The organism is Streptomyces sp. cmx-4-9, from assembly GCF_046548835.1.
Taxonomy (GTDB): Bacteria; Actinomycetota; Actinomycetes; order Streptomycetales; family Streptomycetaceae; genus Streptomyces.
The window spans coordinates 498,119-517,919 of record NZ_JAEBEE010000004.1; the positions used below are offsets into that span (position 1 = coordinate 498,119).

Consider the following 19,801-nt stretch of genomic DNA (forward strand, 5'->3'; position numbering starts at 1 on the left):
CCCTCTCCCCTACGGACATGAAACGGGACCTGCACGGCTCGGACGAGAGCCTCGAGGTCGTACCGCTGCGTCACTACGGCCGCTGGATCGCCGCGGCGGCCGCGATCGCCGCGCTGGTCGGACTGGTCGGATCGCTGGCCAAGAACGACAACCTGCGTTGGACGGTGGTCGGGGACTACCTCTTCGCCGGCCTCATCTTCGACGGCCTGGCAACCACCCTGTGGCTGACCGTGGCGGCCATGGCCCTGGGCCTCGGGCTGGGCACCGTCATCGCGGTGATGCGACTCTCCAGCAGCCCCATCCTCTACGGGATGTCCTCCCTGTTCGTCTGGGCCTTCCGCGGAACCCCGCTCCTGGTGCAGATCATCTTCTGGGGCTATGCCGCCGCGCTCTACTCCCAGATCAAGATCGGTGTCCCCTTCACCGACATCACCTTCGTCTCGTGGGACACCAACAGCGTCCTGACCCCGACCGTGGCCGCCCTCCTCGCTCTCGGCCTCAACGAAGCCGCCTACGCATCCGAGATCGTCCGCGCCGGCATCCAGTCCGTCGACCCGGGCCAGGCCGAGGCAGGCCACTCCCTCGGCATGCGTCCGGCCCTGACCATGCGCCGGATCGTCCTCCCGCAGGCCATGCGCGTCATCATCCCGCCCATGGGCAACGAGACCATCAACATGCTCAAGATGACCGCCCTGGTCTCCATCATCGGGGCCCACGACCTCATGTCGAACATCCAAGAGGTCTACGCCCAGAACTACCAGGTCATCCCCATGCTCGTCGTCGCCAGTCTCTGGTACCTGGCCCTCGTCTCCCTGCTGAGCATTCCGCAGGCCTGGCTGGAACGCCGCTACGGCCGCGGCACCACCCGCAGCCAGAGCTCGTCCGTGATCCAGCGCATGCTCGGCAGCGCGAGCACCACCCTGGCACGCCGCACCAAGAAGGAGGCCGGCCGATGACCACGCCCATGGTGCAGGCCAAGGCCGTCACCAAGAACTACGGCAAGCTCGAAGTCCTCAAGGGCATCGACCTGACCGTCGACCGTGGACAGGTCTGCTGCCTGCTGGGCCCCTCCGGCTCCGGCAAGTCCACCTTCCTGCGCTGCATCAACCACCTGGAGCGCATCGACTCCGGAACACTGACCGTCGACGGCGACCTCGTCGGCTACCGCCGCCACGGCCAGAAGCTCCACGAACTGCGCGAGAGCGAGATCGCCCTGCGGCGCCGCGACATCGGCATGGTCTTCCAGCGCTTCAACCTCTTCCCCCACATGACGGCGTTGCAGAACATCATCGAAGCGCCCGTCAACGTGGCCGGCATCCCGAGGGCGCAGGCCACGCAGGAAGCGCACGACCTCCTCGAACAGGTCGGTCTCGCCGACCGCGCCGGCCACTACCCCGCGCAGCTCTCCGGCGGCCAGCAGCAACGCGTCGCCATCGCCCGCGCCCTGGCCATGAAACCCAAGCTGATGCTGTTCGACGAACCCACCTCCGCGCTCGACCCCGAACTGGTCGGCGACGTACTCGACGTCATGCGCACCCTGGCAAGCGAGGGCATGACGATGGTCGTCGTCACCCACGAGATCGGATTCGCGCGCGAAGTCGCCGACACCGCCGTCTTCATGGACGAGGGTTTCGTCGTCGAAGCGGGCGACCCCCGCCACATCCTCGTCGAGCCCGAACAGGAACGCACCCGCGCGTTCCTCTCCGCAGTCCTGTGACCGCCGCGCTCAGCCGGCAGCTCCACGCGCGCACCCTGCACAGCAGAGCCAGCGCCCGGCACAGTGAGTACCTGGCAGACCTCAGCGCCCTCGTCGCCATCGACTCCGGGTCCTACAGCCCCGACGGCGTCAACCGCGTCGCCGCGTGGTTCGAAGCCCGCCTGGAGCGGATCGGTTTCACCACCGAGCGCACGGCTCTGCCGGGAATCCGGGGCCGCGCCCTCGGCGACGTACTGGTCGCACGCAAGAAGGGCAGCCTGCCCGTCGGCGCGGGCGGGCGACGCATCCTCCTCGCCGGCCACATGGACACCGTCTTCGAAGACGGCACCGCCGCAGCCCGGCCCTTCACACTGGCCGGATCCCTGGCCCACGGACCAGGCGTCAGCGACGACAAGGGCGGCCTCCTCGCCGGCCTCACCGCCCTGGAGATCCTTGAGGAAGCCGGTTTCCACCAGTACGCGGAACTGGTGCTGCTCGCCACCCCCGACGAGGAGATCGGCTCCCCTTCCAGCACCGAAGTCACCCGGCAGACCGCCCGCGGCATGCACTACGCGCTGGCCCTGGAATGCGCCCGGGAGAACGGCGACGTGGTCATCGCCCGCAAAGGCGTCGCCGACTTCCTGATCACGGTCAACGGGCGCGCCGCCCACGCCGGAATCGAACCCGAACGGGGAGCACACGCCGCCCTGGCGGCAGCCCACCTCACCCTCGCTCTCCAGGCGCTCAACGGGCGGTGGGACGACGCCACCGTCAACGTCGGCGTCGTCCGGGCCGGCACCCGGGCCAACATCGTGCCCCCGCAGGCCGAACTGCACGTCGAGGTCCGCGCCGCCACCGCCGCCACCGTGCAGCGCATCAGTGCGGCCATCCAGGAGCTGGCAAGCCGCACCGAAGTGCCGGGCACCACCGCCGACGTGCGGCAACTCGACCTGTGCCCGCCCATGGAGGACACGCCCGCGAGCCGCCGCATGTTCCAACTGGCGCGCGCCGAGGGCTACAAACTCGGCCTGCACTTCGGGGCGGCAGCCACCGGCGGTGTCGGCGACGCCAATGCCATCGCCGGCACGGGCGTACCCGTGCTCGACGGGCTCGGCCCCGTCGGGGGAGCCGACCACACCCCCGAGGAGTGGCTGGACACCGACTCCATCGCCCCGCGCATCGCGCTGCTCGCCTCCCTGGTGGTCGCCCTCGCCGACGACCGCAACCCCGCCCCCGCCCCCCAGCCCTGACCCACAGGAGGACCCCATGCGCCCCCCGTCCACCTCACCCCGACGCGCCGTCCTCACCGCCGGCGCCGCCGGCCTCGTCCTGGCCCTTTCCACGACCCCCCTCGCCCACGCCGACCCCGGCCCGGGGCCCCACGGCAGCGGCTCCCTGGTCCTGGTCGGCGGAGGCCTCAAGGCGGACAACACCGCCGTGTACGGCGAGATCATCAAGCGCGCCGGAGGCACCGGCGCACGCATCGGAGTCATCACCGCAGCCTCCGTCCCGGCCAGTCAGGACCCGCACGCCGACGACCCCGACCAGTGCAGCAACTCCGCCTGCAACGGCGCGTACTACGCCGGTCTGTTCAAGCAGCACGGCGCCGCCGACGCCCAGTGGATACCCGTGGACCTGGACCACGTCGACGCCGCCGACTCCGACCAGGTCGTGGCCCAGATCAACGCCATGACCGGCTTCTTCTTCGGCGGCGGCGACCAGTACCGCTACGTCACCACCCTCCTGCACGGCGCCCGGCACACCGACTCCAAGGTCTTCGCAGCGATTCGCGCCAAGCTCGCCTCCGGCGCCGTCATCGCCGGCTCCTCCGCCGGAGCCCAGATCGCCGCCGGCCGTGACATGGTCACCGGAGGCGACTCCTACCAAGGACTGCGCGACGGCAGCGCACCCGGCTACTTCGACGACCCCGCACGGCTGGGCTACCTGCCCGCGGGCGGCTTCGGCTTCCTCACCTCCGGCCTCATCGACACCCACACCGGGGTGTACGGACGTGAAGGACGGGCCCTGCGCCTGGCCGCCGACACCGGCCACGACCGCGTGTACGCCCTGGAGGAGGACACCGCCCTCGTCGTCGACCGGCCCGGCACCGCGAGCGAGAGCATCACCGTCCGCGGCACCAACGGCGTCACCATCCTCGACCTGCGCCGCGCACAGACCAAGAAGACCTCCCAGGGCTGGTCCCTGCACGGTGCCCGCTACAACCACCTCACCGACGGCGACCGCTACACCGCCCACACCTGGACCACCCGCCCCGCCGCCACCAAGCGCCACTTGCAGGCACGCGGCCAGGCCCCCGTACCCGTCAACGCGGACGTCTTCCACTCCGCGGACAACCCCGACGGCCGCCCCTACTCCCTGCTCGGTACGGCCCGTGCCCTGGCAGCGACCCGGGTGCAGCGCACCGCTACCGCCACCACCCATGAGGCCGCGCCCCGTTTCACCGTCACGCTCACCAAGGGCAGCCGGTCCGCGGCCTGGACCTCGGACGGCTCGACCCCGGCCACCGTGACCGGGCTCGATCTTTCGATCGCCGCGCAGTAGCACCCCCTGAAGCTCCCGGCAGGCGGCGGCCCGCCGGGGCACCGCATCCGCCGGGCCTGGCACTAGGCTCGGCGGGTGCGGCCTGCACCACCAGAGAGGACCCCCATCCGATGAGCAGCACCCTTGCCGACGACATCCGCAGCAAACTCGGCGCCCTCAGCCCCGCGGAGCGCAAAGTCGCCCGCGTGCTCCTCGCCGGATACCCCGCCTCCGTGTTCGAGACCGTCGCCATCATCGCGGAACGCGCCGCCGTGTCGGCCCCCACCGTCCTGCGCTTCGCCGCCCGCCTCGGCTACCGGGGGTTCCCCGAACTGCAAGCCGCACTTCGCAGCGAACTCGATGCCCGCAACGCCTCGCCCCTCACCCTGTACGAGAGCACCGACTTCGCCGGCGACGACGACTCGCCGAGCGCGACCCAGCCCGGCTCGCTGGCCCGGGCCAGCACGGTACTGCCCGCCGCCCTCGTCCAGACCTGTGCCGAGATACCGCCCCACGACTTCGAGCGCGCCGTGACCCTCCTCTCGGACCGCAAGCGGCACATCACCGTCGCGGGTGGCCGCTTCACCCACCTCCTGGCGCAGTACCTGGGTCTGCACCTGATGCAGCTGCGCCAGGACGTGCGCCTCCTGCCCGACCGTCCGGTCGAACGGACCGCCGCTCTCTCCGCGCTCGGCAAGCGCGACGTGGTGGTCCTCTTCGACTACCGCCGCTACGAGGACGACAAGACGGCCATTGCCCAACGCGTCCGCGAGTCGGCCGGCAAAGTGATCGTCTTCACCGATCCCTGGCTGTCCCCCGCCGCGACCCACGCGGACGTGGTCCTGCCCAGCCAAGTGGGCAGCCTCTCGCCCTACGACAGCCTCGTCCCCACCCTCGCCGTCGTCGAGGCACTGGTGGCCGGCGTGATCAACGCGCTGGGAGCCGAAGCGCACGAGCGGATGAAGAACCACGAGGAAGTGGCCCGAGGCTCGGGACTCGTCTGACCACGACCCGGCACGCCGTGCCGGGAAGGGCAGACGGTTACCCACAGCTTCCCCCCGCGTCGACAACCCGCACGGTTCAGCCGAGGATTTGGCCATGCCCCTCACGGTTCGCGACCTTCTCGCCATCCCCTCGCTCCACCTCGCCCTGGCAGCGGGGGGCAAGGGACTGAGCCGCACCGTGGAAGCCGCCTACGCCTCCGAAGTGACCCGGCCTTCCGCATGGATGGAGGGAGGCGAAGTAGTCATGACCACGGCCCTGCTCCTCGGCGCCGACCCCCAGGACCACGCCGCGTACGTCGACGACCTGAGCCGGGCTCGCGCCGCCGCACTCGTCCTGGGACTGGGCCCGTCCCTGCCCCTGCAGCACGTGCCCGCCGCACTGGGCGACCTCGCCGAGCAGTGCGGTCTCCCGCTGCTGACGATCCCTGAAGGAGTCCCCCCGGCCGCCGTCACCAAGGCCGTCTTCGACGCGCGCGCGGCGGAGGAACGACGCCTCCTCGAACGCACGCTCCGTACCCAGCGCCGCCTGACGGCCGCCGCGGCATCGGGGGACGGCCTCGACGGTCTCCTCCGGGCCTGGCACCTGGCAACCGGCATGGCGGCGGTGGTGTGCGACGTCCTCGGGCGTCCGCTGGCCGGTGTCGGCACGCAGGCGCCCACCGTCCTCGCGCAGGCCGCCGAAATCCTCGAAGCGGTTGCCCTGCGCGGGCTGCGCGGCAGCGCAGGGGGTGACATACCCTCCGGCCGGGTGCAGGTACAGCCCCTCGGGGCGGCGCGCCTGCGAGGGTTCGTGCTGCTCCTCGGAACCGACAGCACCGAATCACGCCTGCTGAGCAGCGTCCTCGTGTCCTTGTTGTCGGTGGAGCTGGAACGACGGCACCTGGCCGACGAGCCCGAACGCCGGCGACGCGCAGCGCTGCTCGCCCGGCTCTTCGCCGGCGATCTCGCTGCCGGCCACGCCGAAGCCCTCCTGAAATCGGTGGGCCTGGGCACCGGACCCATCCGTGCGGTGGCGATCCAAGCCCAGCCCGGCCCTCCGCCCGGAGCTGCCCGGGCGGAGGGCTCCAACCGGCGCGAGGACGTGCTGGCCCTGGCGGCGGACCTGGCACTGGCCGTTCCGGGCGGCCTGGTTCGCGTCATCGGCACCACTGTCGAAGCCGTCCTCCCCGAGGGGACGGACGTCACGTCCCTGCTCACTCGCTTCGCCCCCGGGCGGCCCGCCGGCATCGGTCCGGCCGTCACCCCCCAGCACGCGGCCCTCACACTGAGGCAGGCCATCGCCCTTCTCCCCGCGAGTGTCGAGCTCGCCCGCCCCGTCATGGCAACCGAGGCCGGATCGGTCCGCCTGCTGCTGAGCCTGGGCAGCCCGGCGGTGCTGGCCGCCTTCGCCGATACCGCATTGGCTCCGCTCGACACCGCAGACGGGGACGGCGAGCTCATCGAAACGCTGAGGGTATGGCTGGAGACCAACGGATCCTGGGCGGAAACCTCCGCGCTGCTCGGCCTGCACCGCCATACGGTGCAGAACCGCATAGCGAAAATCGCGAAACTCACGGGCCGGCAGATGGAACGCTGCGAGGACCGAGTGGACCTCTGGCTCGCCCTCCAGGCTCGCGAGCAGGCCACCGGTCACTAGTGCGGTGACCGGTCGCCACGTCGCTCGCCGCAGACGAGCGCGGCAGTCCCCGGCAGGAACCCGGGCAGCCTCAGGTGCGCACGTCGAGGCGCTGAAGGTCCTCCAGCGTTTCCCGCCGCACGATGGGGCGTGCCTGACCGTTGCTGACGGCGATCACCGGCGGCCTCGGCTGCATGTTGTAGGTACTGGCCATGGACCGGTGATAGGCACCCGAAGCAGGGACCGCCAGGAGGTCCCCGACTTCGAGGTCGCCGGGCAGCAGTACGTCCTTGGCGATGACATCACCCGACTCGCAGTGGCGGCCGCAGACAGTGAACACTTCCGCGGCGTGCGCACTCGTACGGTTCGCCAGAGCCACACTGTACGGAGCCCCGTACAGGGCGGGCCTGATGTTGTCGCTCATGCCGCCGTCGACGGCCACCCAGGTGCGCAGTCCCTGCTGCCGTTTGACGGTGCCCACCCGGTAGAGCGTCACGGCAGTCGGTCCGGCGACGGCGCGGCCGGGTTCGACCGCGAGCCGGGGGACGGGCAGGCCGGCGTCCTGGCAGGCGCGGGTCACCCAGTCGATGAGCCGGGGGGCGATCGTCGCGATGTCGAGGGGGGCGTCGTCGGGGGTGTAGGCGATGGCGTAGCCCCCGCCCAGGTCGAGGACTTCGGTGCTGACTCCGCGCCGCTGCGCCAGTGACCCCATGAAGGTCACGAGCGCCACGATGCCCGCGTGCAGCACCTCCGGCCGGGTGATCTGGGACCCCAGGTGCGCATGCAGGCCGACCAGGCGCAGCCCCGGGGAGGCGAGGACGGCTTCTGCTGCTTCGGCAGCGGCGCCGGCGCGCAGCGAGAAGCCGAACTTCTGGTCGTCGGTGCTGGTGGTGATGTGGGTGTGCGTGTGCGCGTCGATGCCCGGGGTGACGCGGATGAGGACGCGCTGTTCGCGGCCTGCCGCGGTGGCGGCTGCCGAAAGGCGCCGGATCTCGTCGAGCGAGTCGATCACCACCAGGTTGACCTGGTGGTGCACTGCTGCTGCCAGTTCGTCAGCGGACTTGTTGTTGCCGTGCATCACGATGGACCGGGGTGCGATTCCGCCGTCCAAGGCGGTGCGCAGCTCCCCTTCTGAGCACACGTCGATGCCCATGCCTTCCTCGTTCAGCCAGGAGGCGGTCGCGTGACACAGGAATGCCTTGGCCGCGTAGTAGACGTCGTGGCCCGCGAACGCCCGGCGCCAGGCGCGGCAGCGGGCCCGGAAGTCGTCCTCGTCCAGGATGACGGCCGGGGTTCCGTACGCCTCGGCGAGATCCGACAGCGGGATGCCCGACAGGCAGAGACCGGCCGGTGTGATGCCGGTCCCGGCGGGCCACAGCCGGCCGGCGAGCGGGGATTGAACGATGGTGGTCACAGGTTCTCCGGGTGCGGTGGGAGGTTCAGTAGCCGGTCAGGAAGCGGTCCAGGACGCGAACGCCGAATGCGAGTCCGGCGATCGGAACGCGTTCGTCTATGCCGTGGAACATGCCGTAGTAGTGCAGGGCGGGGTCCAGGAGGAGCGGTGTGAAGCCGTACGTTCCGATGCCGATGCGCGCGAAGGACTTGGCGTCGGTACCGCCCGACATGACGAAGGGCACGGGATGCCCGTCGCGGTCCTCCGCGCGCAAGGCGTCGGACATCGCGGCGAAGGCGCTGCCGGTGTGCTCGGCGGATACGGAGTCTTCGAGGTTGATGAACTCGCGGCTGACACCGGGGCCCAGCAGACGCTCGACGGTGGCCAGGAACTGATCGCGCTGGCCGGGCAGGAACCGGCCGTCGACCTGGGCGTGCGCGACGCCGGGGATCACGTTGACCTTGTTGCCGGCCTGCAGCACGGTGGGATTCGCCGAATTGCGCAGGGTGCAGTCGAACAGTTCGCCGACCTGGCCCATCCGGGCAGCCTCCGCCTCCAGACGGTCACGGTCGATGCCGATGCCGAGGATGCGCTCCAGCTCCCGCAGCAGGCCCTCGACGGGCGGGGTCAAGACGGTGGGCCATCGATGGGCTGCCAGCCGGGAGAGGGCGTGGACCAGTGTGGCGACGGCGTTGTCCCCGCCGTTCTTCGACCCGTGTCCGGCGGTCCCCTTCGCTTGCAGCCGCATCCATGCGGTGCCCCGCTCACCCACGGCAATGGGGTAGATGCGCACCTCCCGGCCCTTCCGGGCGCCGGTGCGAGGCCGGTCGGTGATGGAGAAGCCGCCCGATTCGCTGATGGCCTCCCGGCATCCGTCGAAGTGCTCGCGGTGGTGCTCGACGACGTGGCGGGAGCCGAACTCCCCGGTGGACTCCTCGTCTGCGAGGAAGGCCAGCACGAGGTCGCGGCGAGGTCGGCGGCCGCTGCGCGCCCAGTGCCGCACCAAGGCCAGGACCGTGGCGACGCTGCCCTTCATGTCGACCGCTCCGCGGCCCCACACACAGCCGTCGTGTACCTCTCCGGACAGCGGATGATGCGACCAGTCGGCGGCGTCGAAGGGCACGGTGTCCAGATGTCCGTGCACCAGCAGGGGGCTCAACGCGGGGTCCGTCCCGGCGATGCGGGCCAGGACCGTACTGCGTCGCGGAGCGGACTCCACGATCTCCGCTGCGACGCCGGCTTCCCACAGGAGTGCGGCGACGTACTCGGCGGCCACGCGCTCACCCGGGCCCGAACCGTCGCCGGGGTTGGTCGTGTCGGTGCGCAGCAGGTGCCGGCAGATGCTGACGACGTCGGTTGCGCAGTCGTTCATCGCCACGGTCCGTTCAGGAGGTTTCCGCGCGCGCGGCGGTCGGGGGTGGGCAGGGCGGTGGCCAGGAGCGCCGTCAGGAGGGCCAGGCGCGGAGCAAGGGCGGTGAGGAGGATGTGCTCGTGGCGGGCGTGCGGGCCGGCCCCGGTCGCGCCGAGCCCGTCGAGTGTGGGGAGGCCCAGCGAGCCGGGGAGGTTGGTGTCACCGGCACCGCCGGCGGGCGCGCCCGCGATGTCCTGGCCGAGTGCCGCCGCGACCGCCTGGACGTGGTGGATCAACCAGTTGGAGGACTGTTCGGGCCATGCCGGCCGGTCGGACAGCACTTCGGTGTCGAGTCTGGCCTGTGCCCTCATGGGCTTGAGCGCGCCGAATATGCCCATCGTCGTCCTCTGTGCCTCCGGGGTGGTGAAACGCAGCCCGATCTCGGCATGGGCACGTCCGGCGATCACATTGGCGCGGGTGCCCCCTTCGATGCGGCCCGTGTTGACCGCGGTCCCGCGGGTGCGTATGAGGGTCCGTAGTCTGATCAGCTGATCGACCAGTTCATCGACAGCGGAGACGCCCTGTGCGGCGTCCAGACCGGCATGGGCCTCGCGGCCGGTGACCGTCAGCCGAAGGCGCGTACTGCCGCGCCGGGCTGTCTTGACCCTGCCGTCGGGGTGGGGCGGTTCCAGTCCGATGACCGCCGCCGCACCGGGCAAGTGCTGTGCCACCGCCGCCCGCCCGTCGGGGCTGCCGATCTCCTCGTCGCTGACGAGGACGAGGCGCACGGGCTGCGCCGGAGGGCAGCCGAGCTGTTCCAGGAGACCGAAGGCGCCTTGCACCAGGGCGAGGGCGGCCTTCATGTCCAACACGCCGGGCCCGTGCAGGCGATCGCCGCGGATGGCGACCGGCCACGTGTCCAGGGTTCCCGCCGGCCACACGGTGTCGTAGTGACCCACCAGCAGGAGATGGGGCAATGACATGTCCTCGGCCGGGAAGTCGACCACGAGGTGGTCGCCCCGGGGGCCGGGCAGCAGTGTGGTGTGTCCTGTGCACTGCGCATAGCCGTCGACCAGTTCGCGGGCCAGTGCGGTGAGGCGCTGTGTGTCGCCTGTCGGGGACTCCAGCCGGGCCAGGGTCATGGTGCGCTCCACCACGGCGTCGCGCGTCGCTTCCGCAGCACCGTTGAGTGCGCGGGCCGCTCTGCTGGTGAGGTTCATGCGAAATGGTCCTCCGCTGCGGCCCCGGCCACCGTGGTGCAGACCTTGAACGTGCGGGCTGCCTCCGTGGCGGTGACCGCGGTATAGGCGATGGAGCACGGGCCGGTCTGCTCGACGCCGGGGACGGCCGCGACGGCTTCGGCCAGGTGCGTGGCGTGGAAGTCCACCTCGAAGAGAAGGGGGCCCATCGCAGGCTCGGTGCTCTTCCGCACCGGCACCCGCTGCAGGGAGAGCTCGGACTGGCGTCGGATCAGGGCGCCGCTGCGGGCGGGGGGCAGGCACACCGAGGCGTAGCGGCTGACGCACTCCTTGACGGCCGCGGTCAGCGCGCCGGGCGCCCATTTCCCTGCGGCTGCGCAGGTGAGGTCGTCACCGGTGACCAGGACGACGGGTACGCCGTACTCGGCGGCCAGGAGGCTGTTCATGCGGCCTTCGTCGGCGTCCTCGCCGTTGATGCGGAAGCCCGTCAGCCCCACGCCCAGGTAGGTGTGGGCGAGCACGCCCCTGCGGCCGGCTCCGGTGTGGTACCCGAGGAAGACCGCCGCGTCGGCGTCCTGGACACCGTGCATCATGCCCAGCGGTTTGTGCCGGCCGGTGAGGAGCACGGCACGCTCATCGAGGTCCTCGACGAGGAGGTTGCGCTGGGTGTAGTGGGCGTCATTGACCAGGACGTGGGTCGCGCCTCCGGCGAACAGTCCTTCGACGCAGGCGTTGACGTCGCCGGTCATCAGGCGGCGCATGCGGTCCCAGGCCGGCGTACCCGGTTCGACGTCTTCGGGCCAGGTGACACCGGTGGCCCCTTCCATGTCGGCCGAGATCATGACGCGCATGGTGAAGGCTTCCTTCCGTCGGTGTGCAAGGGGGAGCGCAGCAGGGTCAGGCGGCTGCCGCCCGGCGCGGTGGAGGCCTCCAGGCGGGCCGGGGTGCCCAGCGGCACGGAGAGCTGTACGGGTCCGTGCCCGGCCGGGAGCCCCGCAGCCACCGGAACGTCCAGCCCGGCGAGGCGGTCGGTCAGGACGGACCGGACTTCCTCGGGCGGACCGCAGTCCGTGAAGTCGCCGAGGATGACGGCGGCGGCGCGCTGGAGGAGGCCGGCCCGCAGGAGCTGGGTCAGGATCCGGTCGAGTCGGTAGGGCTTCTCGCCGATCTCCTCCAGCACGAGCAGGCAGCCGTCGGGTACCGGGGTGTCGCCGGTGCCGGCACTGGAGGCGAGGAGGCTGGCGTTGCCGCCGGCCAGCACGCCTTCGGCGCGGCCGGCCGCCAGGGCGGGAAGAGGCACCGGCAGACTGCGGACGCTGTCCGGATCGAACAGCAGGGTGTGGAGATGGTCGGCCGTCCGGGCGCTCCGGGTGAAGACCGCGGTGGCCGGCATGGGCGCATGCAGGGTGGTCAGGTGCAGGCGGTCGGCGAAGGCGGCGTGCAGGGCGGTGATGTCACTGGACCCGACGAGGACCTTCGGGCCGGCGGCGGCCATGAGGTCCCAGTCGAGCAGATCCACCATCCGCTGGCTCCCGTAACCGCCCCGGGCGCAGAAGACGGCCCGGACCTGCGGGTCCTGCCATGCGAGCTGCAGGTCCCGGGCGCGCTGCCGGTCGGTGCCGGCCAGGTGGCCGAGGTGCTCGTCCGTGACGTGGGGCATGACCCGCACGCGCAGGTCCCAGGACCGCAGGACGGACAGGCCGTCGTACAGCAGCATGGAGTCCGCCGGGCCGGCGGGCGCGGTGACCGCGACGGTGTCGCCGGGACGCAGGGCCGGCGGCGGCGTGCTGACGGCGGGAGCGCCCGTCATCGCTGCCCGCCTTCCGCGTCATGGCCTTCCGGGCCCTCGCCGGGGACGGGTGGTGCGGCGAACAGGGTCCGGTAGAAGGCGAGTTCTGCCTCAAGGGCGCGGGTGATCGTGTCCGCTTGCCTCCAGCCGTGCTGCTCACCGGGGAATTGGATGTGGGTGTGGGGCACGCCGTGGCTTTCCAGGGCGCTGATGAAGGCAGCCGACTGGTCGGGGGTGACGATGACGTCTTCCAGGCCGTGCATGAGGAGCGCCGGCCCGGTGGCACCGGCCGCGTTCAGGACGGGGGAGCGTTCGGAGTAGGACCGGATGCTGGCGGGCAGGGGGCCGATCAGTCCGTCCAGGTACCGCGATTCGAAGTCGTGCGTGCCGCGCGCCCACGTCACGGGGTCGGTGATGCCGTAGTGGGCGACGGCGCCGGCGTACAGGCCTGCCCGGGTCAGTGACACCAGAGCGGTCCAGCCGCCGGCGCTGCCGCCCCGGATGGCCAGCCGGCTGCGGTCGGCCAGGCCGGCAGCCGCCAGCCCTTCCGCCACGGCGGCGCAGTCCTCGACGTCGACGACGCCCCATGCGCCCCGCAGGCGCTCACGGTAGTCGCGACCGTAGCCCACGGAGCCGCCGTAGTTGACGTCGGCGACACCGATGCCGCGGCTGGTGAAGTAGGACACCTCCAGGTCGAGCACCATGGGTGAGTCCCCGGTCGGGCCCCCGTGCGCGAAGATCACCCACGGCGGACGCTCCGCGGGAGGCAGCCGGTGGTCCGGGTTGCGCGGGGGGTAGAGGTTGGCGTGGACAGGCTGGCCGTCCGGCCGCAGGAAGACCTGCGGTCGCGGCTGGGGCAGCCATGGAGCCAGCGCCGCCATGGAGGGTCGCGTGGTGAGCGTCCGGTGGCGGCCCGACAGTGAAGCCATGACGACCTGGTAGGGAGTGGTGGCGGACGCGGCGACGCAGACGATGCTGTCGCCGCAGGCATGGACCGACTGGGCGTAGTCGCTGAACGGGAGGGCGAGGGAGTCGACGCCCCCGGTGTCGGGATCGACCACGGAGAGGCTGCGTCCGCCGCCGGTGCCGTGGACGGCCACGGCCCGCCCGTCGCCCAGCGGCGCGAACCAGGCCGATCCCGGCTTCCACAGGGCTCCGCCGAATTCCTCCTGACGCGGGGCCACGGCAACGGCCGGCCCCCCGTCGACGGGCACCAGGTGGAGGTTCCACCAGCCCTCGGGGTCCGTCACGGCCCACAGGGTCTGCGGATCGCGCCACTCTGCCTGGCAGACCGACTGCCCGGGCCCTCCGGCGACCACCCGGTGCGGACCCGCCAGACCGGTCGCCGCATCGAAGGGGGCGAGGCACAGGTGGGTCTCGTCCCAGGGCATGTTCGGGTGGTCCCAGCCGATCCAGGACACATGCCGGCCGTCGGGGGACAGCCGGATGCACGTCATGAAGTGGTGGCTCGCCGCGATGACCTTCTCGTGCGCGTCGTCATCGGCGGCGGTGCCATCCAGCGGAACGGCGACCAGGGCCCGCCGCACGTCGAGGGCATCGGACCCCACGCTCTCCCGCACGCACCACACCTCGGCCCGCCCCGGTGGGCAGTACAGGTCGCCGTAGCGCACCGACCTGGAACCTTCCCGCAGCGCGGTGAGCGGACGCGGGACGCCGGAGGGACCCGGCGCATGCCGGTACAGGCGCTGGTCGGCCCAGTTGACGAACACGACGTACGGCGAACCGTCGAGATCGGCGGGCCTCCAGGGCCGGCCGCCGTACTCGTGCAGGCGGCTCCGGGCGTTGTAACCGGGGGGTATCGCATCGGTGGCCGTGCCGTCCACACCGCGCCTGACGACGCAGCGGCGGCCCGACTCCAGCGGTCGCGGCTCGTCCCACCACACGTCCGGGCCGCGGGAGCCCTCGACGAGTTCGACCCAGCCGGGGATGCCGTCCTCCAATGCCACGTCGCGAGCGCTGATCGCCGACGTCCAGGCGGCGGCTGTCTCCGGGCGCGGGTGCGGGACGGAAGAGGGCGAGAGGCGAGGTGTCGTGCTCACTGGGCCACCGAAATCTGGTCGAGGAGGTGAGTGCGTACGGCGTCACGGTCGACCGTGACGCCCAGGCCGGGCGCGGAGGGCACGCGCACGCGGCCACCGGCGGCCGTGATGGGAGAGCTGAGGACGTCGGCCGTGAAGTAGCGGTCCGAGCCCGAGATGTCGCCCGGCAGGGTGAAGCCGGGCAGCGCTGCGAGCGCCAGGTTCGCGGCCCGTCCGACACCGAACTCGTGCATGCCCCCGCACCACACCGGTATCCCGGACCGGGCACACAGGTCGTGCACCCGTCTCGCCTCGGTCAGCCCGCCGAGCCGGGAGACCTTGATGTTGATGATCTTCGCGGCGCCCAGGCCCAGGGCCGTGTGCGCGGTGGCCGCGCTCGTGACGGACTCGTCCAGGCACACGGGGGTCGTCAGCTCCCGCTGGAGCTCCGCGTGGGCCAGGAGGTCGTCCGCGGGGAAGGGCTGCTCGATCATCTGCAAGGCCATGGTGTCCAGGGCGCGCATCACCCTGCGGTGTTCGGCAGTGCTGCTGTAGGCGGCGTTGGCGTCGACCTGCAGAGGCGTGTCCGGGAAGCGTTCGCGCACCGTGGCCACCGGAGCCACGTCCCAACCCGGTGCGATCTTCAGCTTGATCCGCCGGTAGCCCTGGCCGACGTGGTCCTCGACCTGGTCCAGCAGCGCGCCGAGGGACTCTTCGATCCCGAGGCTCACCCCCACCTCGACCTCTTCTGCCGAACCCCCCAGCGCCGAGGCGAGGGAGCGGTTCCTGCGCTGGGCGTAGATGTCCCAGCACGCGGTGTCCAGGGCAGCCCGGGCAAAGAGGTTGCCGCGTATGCGCCCCCATACGGCGTCGAGCTCTTCGGGGTGGTCCCAGCTCTCGCCGACGAGCACGGGGGCGAAGTAGTCCTTGAGGGCGTTCCAGCAGCTGGTGAAGGTCTCCGGCCCGTAGTACGGGTGGCTGGGCGACGCGCATTCGCCCCAGCCCTGCACTCCCTCCCGGTCGGTGAGCCGGACCAGGATGTGGTCGAGGTGGTCCTTGCGGTGGCTGCTGGTGGCGAAGGAACGGCGCAGCGGCAGCCGGACGGCCATCAGTTCGGCCCTGACCACGGTGATGGCTGACGCCGTCGACGGGAGGGACGCATCGCGGTGGGTGAGACGGTCGGACGGGATGGTCATGGAGGAAACTCCTGATCGACTGGCGGACTCAGGGGCGTACGTAGTGGTCGAGAAGCCGGTGGGCTTCCTCACGGCGCTCCAGCCGCCGTTGTGCCGCTTTGGAGCGGGCGGCGACGAGGGTGGCCAACGCGTGGAGCACTGCGACAACGGCAGTGGGCGAGTCCACGAACGATGTGCTGCGCGTACAGGCGACGAGTGCCAGATCCGCCGTGGACGCCAACGGCGCGTCCTGGCTGTCGGTGACGGCGATGACCGAGGTCCCGCGCTGGGTGAGCGACTCGGTCAACCGGACGGTCATGCGGTCGTAGCGGCGCAGTGACACGGCGATCGCGAGGTCGTTCGCTCCTGCGTCCGTCAAGGCGTCCAGCCGCCGGTCCGCGTCCCCGAGGAGGCATACGTTGCTGAGCACGGAACCGAGGTCGGCTGCGAGGATCTGAGCGAACGCGCTGCTCTTGCCCTCACCGATCACAAAGCGACGGCGGGCCACCAGAATGCTGGAGGCGGCCAGTTCGAGTGCGCCGCTGTCGTCGAGGTGCGCCAGCGTGGCCGTGACGCCGGCCGCCTCGTGCTCGGCCATGCGGTGCACCAGTCCTGCCCGGGCAGCCGGACGCAGCCTGGTCTGGAACCGCTCTTTGGGAGTGTGCAGTTGGGCGTTCAGCCGTTCGGTCACACGGGCGTGGAGCTCACCGAGGTCACGGAAGCCCGCGGTGGACAGGAGGCGGTGCAAGTCCCGGTGGCAGGCGCCGGCCGCTTCCAGGATCTCACTCGATGAACGGAGCAGGGAGTGCGGGTAGTCCTCGGTCAGGGTGTCGGTGAGCCGGCGCTCGGCTTCCCCCAGGCTCTCCGCTGCGTCGTTCAGCAGATCGAGGGGCTCGGACCAGAACGACGCGTATCCGGCGATCATCGGCGCACGTCCTCGACCAGCAGGTAGGCCGCAGTCCCCGGCCGGATGCGGCGGCACGAGACCGCCGTGAATCCGGCGGCGAAGAGGTCCGAGAGGGCCCGTCCCACCTTCTCCTGCAGCCGTCTCGCCTCCACCGGTGGAAACAGGGCAGGATCGGGCCAGCTGTCGGGGACGGTGAGGAACGCCCGCCCGTCCGTACCGTGCATGACCTGCCCCGCGAGGGCGGGCAGCTCGGGCGCATCGGACCAGGACCGCTGGTCCCGGGGCCGCGCCGGCAGATCCCAGTCCACGATGAGCCGGTCGGTGGCCAGTCCCTGGTCGCGTCCGGCCGCGGCGTCGCCGTAGTAGCCGGGGGCGTAGCGGCCGGTGGTCGCACCCAGGACGTCCAGGTTGAAGTGGGCGTTGGCGGCCCGCATCGGGTCGAAGGCCCATCTGATCAGGTCCACCCCGCAGGACAGGGCGGCATCGGCCTGGGCCTGCTTCAGCGCTCGTCCCACCCCGGCGCCGCGCCGGTCGGCGGCGACCGCGGCGACCTGCGAGTACTGGTAGAGGCGGTGCCCTTCGTCTGCTGGGGCGCGAGCGAGGAAGCTGTAGACGAATCCGACCGGTCGGCGGCCCTCCCAGGCGCCGATGACCAGTCCGCTGTTGGCGTGCAAGGCGGCCAGCAGGCGGGGTGTCAGCGAGTCTCCGGGGAGCGTGCCGAAGACCTCCCGGTAGAGCGTGCTGAATGCGGCCAGGTCCTCGGGGCCCTTCGGCGGGCCGACGTTCAGTGCCGGCGGCGAGGAGCCGAGCAGTTTTTCCACAGCTGATCCCTGGGGGTCGAGCGGACGGAGGACTTGTAGCGTGAGAGCACAACCACCAGGCGAGCGCTGACCACTTGCGCTGTTTCGAAGGGAGCTTCCGTGGAGGATGCGCACGCAAGACGACAGCCGGTGGTCCGGCCCGGGGGGCCGGGAGCCGGGGCGGCAGGGCGACTCGGGATACGCCTGCAGGCGGCCCGCATCCGGCTGAGCCTGACGCTGGACGGACTCGCCCAGCGCAGCGGCCTGTCGAAGAGCTTCCTCAGCCAGCTCGAATCCGGAAAGGCCAATCCGACACTGGACTCCCTCCAACGGCTGGCGGAGGCTGTCGAGACCCCGCTGTCGGTCCTGCTGGGCGGCGGCCCCCCGGCCCCCGGGCGGGCCGGTCTCACTCCGCCGCTGGTCACCACCCACCGCCCGGCACGGGAGGGCAGGCAGTGGCCGTCCGGAGAGGGCCGCACCTACCCCCTCACCGGCATCGGATCCCGCCGCTTCGAGGCGGTTCTCGCCGAAGGCACCCCGGCCCACCACGCCTTTCCCACCACGCACGCCGGTGAGGAACTGTGCGTGGTCATGGCGGGTCACGTCGAAGCGGAGGTGGGGGCCGAACGGTTCGTGATGGAGGCGGGGGAGACGCTCCACTACGACGGCGGTGTCCCGCACCGTATCGCCGCTCTCGACGCGCACGGACGGTTCCTGCTGGTGGTGGCAGGCCCCGCAGTCGGTGCACCGCGACGCGTGTGACCCGCGGCGAAAACCCTGGTGGCGTGAGGAAAGGTTCACAGCACGCCACGCTACGAAGCGCGCCGCCGGGACGGCGATCGACAAAACGTCGAGATGCTTTTCCGCATCGACGACCACGCGTCGATGCGCCGGAAAAGCGAACGGCGATCTGAAGCCCGGCGGGCATGCCGAAGAACCCTTTCCTGCGAAAGGGTTCCTCACACTGACCGACTACCAGCAGGGGAGGCCGGCTGTCCGAGACGGAAGTGCGCGCTCCGGCGGGTGGACGATGTAGACGGCCCCGCCGCCGCCCACCAGCCATACCCGCTCGAAATCAGCGCGCGGATAGGTACGGCGGACCGCCTCGTCGGACGGGGAGAGGGGGTCGTTCACCACGACGTCTCCCGTATCGGTGAAACCGCACACCACCATGATGTTGCCGGCGGTCGAATAACCTGCGCCCGACAGCTCAGTGCTGCGAAACGCCTGGGCGGTGGCCACCGGAATTCCGGCACGGATGAACCGTTCGACTTCCGTCAGCGACGGCAGCCGCGTCACGAAGCCCAAAAGGCCGAAACGCGCCGCATAGGCGGCATTGAATGCCCAGTTTCCGCAGCCCCGGTAGGCATAGTCGTATACCCCGCGCGCGGTGAAGTCGACGTCGGGGGCGGGATCGCCGGGGTCGATCCATGCCAGTTCGGCGGGGGTCGGCCCGCGGCCGAAATGGCTGACCATCATCGCCGTACATGCCGGCCCCGCCCATGCCTCCCCTCCGCCGTCGTATTGGGGGCAGTGGCCGGTGTGGACCTCCTGCGACCGCTGGGGTACGTCCAGGACGGTTCCCCACGCCCCTCCGGGTCCGCTCACCGCGCGCGGCGCGGGCCCCGCCGGGGCCGATGCGAGGACGGACACGCTGTAGAGCTCCGGCGAAACCCGGGCATCCGGAGTCCGCAGGAGATCGATGCCGAGCCGGTACGCGCCGAAGAGGCGGGCCGGAGGGGCGACAAGGGTGTCGACCTCGACGGATCCGAAGGGGCTCGTCTGGCCGGGGACGGTCGTACGGTGGACCACCTGGTCGTCAGCAGCCCAGTGGGCGAGGGTGAACCAAGCGGATTCCAGGCCTTCCGCGTCGCGCACTTGCACGCGCACGGAGAGGCTGCTGCCCAGGGGGGTGCTCGCGCTCCATGACGGGATGAGCTCGGCCGCCTCGAAACCGATGTCCGTCCACGGCGAGGTCCAGCGCGCATACTCCCATTCCACGGCGCCGTGACCGAACGGGTCGGCGTACCGGGACCGGCCGGCTGCCGAGCGCCAGACGACGGCGCTGTGCCCGGCGAACCGCCCGCTTCCCCCGGCCACGGCCAGGCCCGCCAGGTCGCCCGCACGGAATGCGGACTCGTCCGCCCAGTGGCGCAGGAGGCTGCAGGCAGGCGTGCCGGCAGCAGAGGGAGCACCGCGTGTGCCGACCTGGGAGGTAGCGCCATTGCCTGACTTGTGCATCCTTCTTCTCTCTCATGTGCGACGGCCCGTGGGCGTCGGCACGAAGCGCCG

General features: G+C 71.3%; 17 protein-coding genes. 7 read left to right on the plus strand and 10 right to left on the minus strand.

Annotation, left to right across the window (positions count from 1 at the left end):
• Positions 1 to 17 precede the first annotated feature (17 nt).
• The 6 genes from ACLJTM_RS15960 (at position 18) to ACLJTM_RS15985 (ending at position 6,877) form a co-directional block, all read left to right on the plus strand.
• A complete protein-coding gene (locus ACLJTM_RS15960) occupies positions 18 to 956 on the plus strand; it encodes an amino acid ABC transporter permease (RefSeq protein WP_411104218.1) in 939 nt (312 codons plus the stop codon).
• Positions 953 to 1,717 carry an amino acid ABC transporter ATP-binding protein gene (locus tag ACLJTM_RS15965; protein ID WP_411104219.1) on the plus strand — a complete coding sequence of 255 codons (765 nt, stop codon included), beginning with the start codon at positions 953 to 955 and terminating at the stop codon, positions 1,715 to 1,717. Before ACLJTM_RS15960 ends, ACLJTM_RS15965 begins: the two co-directional genes overlap by 4 nt.
• The gene (locus ACLJTM_RS15970; RefSeq protein WP_411104220.1) at positions 1,714 to 2,946 is read left to right on the plus strand and encodes a M20 family metallopeptidase; all 1,233 of its coding nucleotides are present in this window, start codon (positions 1,714 to 1,716) and stop codon (positions 2,944 to 2,946) included. The genes ACLJTM_RS15965 and ACLJTM_RS15970 overlap by 4 nt, the downstream gene beginning before the upstream one ends.
• A 16-nt stretch (positions 2,947 to 2,962) precedes the next feature.
• Entirely contained in the window at positions 2,963 to 4,258 is a 1,296-nt protein-coding gene (locus tag ACLJTM_RS15975) for a cyanophycinase (RefSeq protein ID WP_411104221.1), read from the plus strand.
• Positions 4,259 to 4,368: 110 nt separating this feature from the next.
• Positions 4,369 to 5,241: a MurR/RpiR family transcriptional regulator gene (locus tag ACLJTM_RS15980; protein ID WP_411104222.1), complete on the plus strand. Its 873-nt coding sequence runs from the start codon at positions 4,369 to 4,371 to the stop codon at positions 5,239 to 5,241.
• A gap of 94 nt (positions 5,242 to 5,335) precedes the next feature.
• Positions 5,336 to 6,877: a PucR family transcriptional regulator gene (locus ACLJTM_RS15985; RefSeq protein WP_411104223.1), complete on the plus strand. Its 1,542-nt coding sequence runs from the start codon at positions 5,336 to 5,338 to the stop codon at positions 6,875 to 6,877.
• Between the two features lie 70 nt (positions 6,878 to 6,947).
• Here ACLJTM_RS15985 and lysA read toward each other — a convergent pair whose 3' ends face one another.
• The 9 genes from lysA to ACLJTM_RS16030 are packed head-to-tail and all read right to left on the minus strand — an operon-like array spanning position 6,948 to position 17,530.
• Entirely contained in the window at positions 6,948 to 8,270 is a 1,323-nt protein-coding gene (gene lysA / locus ACLJTM_RS15990; RefSeq protein ID WP_411104224.1) for a diaminopimelate decarboxylase, read from the minus strand.
• A 25-nt stretch (positions 8,271 to 8,295) separates the two neighbouring features.
• Positions 8,296 to 9,621 (minus strand): M20/M25/M40 family metallo-hydrolase, encoded by a 1,326-nt coding sequence (locus ACLJTM_RS15995; protein ID WP_411104225.1) that lies wholly within the window; start codon positions 9,619 to 9,621, stop codon positions 8,296 to 8,298.
• Entirely contained in the window at positions 9,618 to 10,820 is a 1,203-nt protein-coding gene (locus tag ACLJTM_RS16000) for a M20/M25/M40 family metallo-hydrolase (RefSeq protein WP_411104226.1), read from the minus strand. Before ACLJTM_RS16000 ends, ACLJTM_RS15995 begins: the two co-directional genes overlap by 4 nt.
• On the minus strand, positions 10,817 to 11,650 hold the full coding sequence (locus ACLJTM_RS16005; protein ID WP_411104227.1) for a M55 family metallopeptidase: 834 nt from the start codon (positions 11,648 to 11,650) through the stop codon (positions 10,817 to 10,819). Before ACLJTM_RS16005 ends, ACLJTM_RS16000 begins: the two co-directional genes overlap by 4 nt.
• Positions 11,638 to 12,609: an LD-carboxypeptidase gene (locus tag ACLJTM_RS16010; RefSeq protein ID WP_411104228.1), complete on the minus strand. Its 972-nt coding sequence runs from the start codon at positions 12,607 to 12,609 to the stop codon at positions 11,638 to 11,640. The genes ACLJTM_RS16005 and ACLJTM_RS16010 overlap by 13 nt, the downstream gene beginning before the upstream one ends.
• Positions 12,606 to 14,648 (minus strand): prolyl oligopeptidase family serine peptidase, encoded by a 2,043-nt coding sequence (locus ACLJTM_RS16015; protein ID WP_411104229.1) that lies wholly within the window; start codon positions 14,646 to 14,648, stop codon positions 12,606 to 12,608. The genes ACLJTM_RS16010 and ACLJTM_RS16015 overlap by 4 nt, the downstream gene beginning before the upstream one ends.
• Positions 14,645 to 15,823 carry an o-succinylbenzoate synthase gene (gene menC / locus ACLJTM_RS16020; RefSeq protein ID WP_411104230.1) on the minus strand — a complete coding sequence of 393 codons (1,179 nt, stop codon included), beginning with the start codon at positions 15,821 to 15,823 and terminating at the stop codon, positions 14,645 to 14,647. Before menC ends, ACLJTM_RS16015 begins: the two co-directional genes overlap by 4 nt.
• A gap of 28 nt (positions 15,824 to 15,851) precedes the next feature.
• Positions 15,852 to 16,727 (minus strand): MurR/RpiR family transcriptional regulator, encoded by an 876-nt coding sequence (locus tag ACLJTM_RS16025; RefSeq protein ID WP_411104231.1) that lies wholly within the window; start codon positions 16,725 to 16,727, stop codon positions 15,852 to 15,854.
• Complete coding sequence (locus tag ACLJTM_RS16030) at positions 16,724 to 17,530, minus strand: hypothetical protein (protein WP_411104232.1); 807 nt, start codon at positions 17,528 to 17,530, stop codon at positions 16,724 to 16,726. Before ACLJTM_RS16030 ends, ACLJTM_RS16025 begins: the two co-directional genes overlap by 4 nt.
• Positions 17,531 to 17,629: 99 nt before the next feature.
• On the opposite strand from ACLJTM_RS16030, the gene ACLJTM_RS16035 reads away from it, so the two are divergent.
• Positions 17,630 to 18,271 carry a helix-turn-helix domain-containing protein gene (locus ACLJTM_RS16035; RefSeq protein WP_411104233.1) on the plus strand — a complete coding sequence of 214 codons (642 nt, stop codon included), beginning with the start codon at positions 17,630 to 17,632 and terminating at the stop codon, positions 18,269 to 18,271.
• A gap of 210 nt (positions 18,272 to 18,481) precedes the next feature.
• Here the strand turns inward: ACLJTM_RS16035 and ACLJTM_RS16040 are convergent, their stop codons facing one another.
• Positions 18,482 to 19,750, minus strand: a complete 1,269-nt coding sequence (locus ACLJTM_RS16040; protein ID WP_411104234.1) for a peptidase C39 family protein — start codon at positions 19,748 to 19,750, stop codon at positions 18,482 to 18,484.
• Positions 19,751 to 19,801 lie beyond the last annotated feature (51 nt).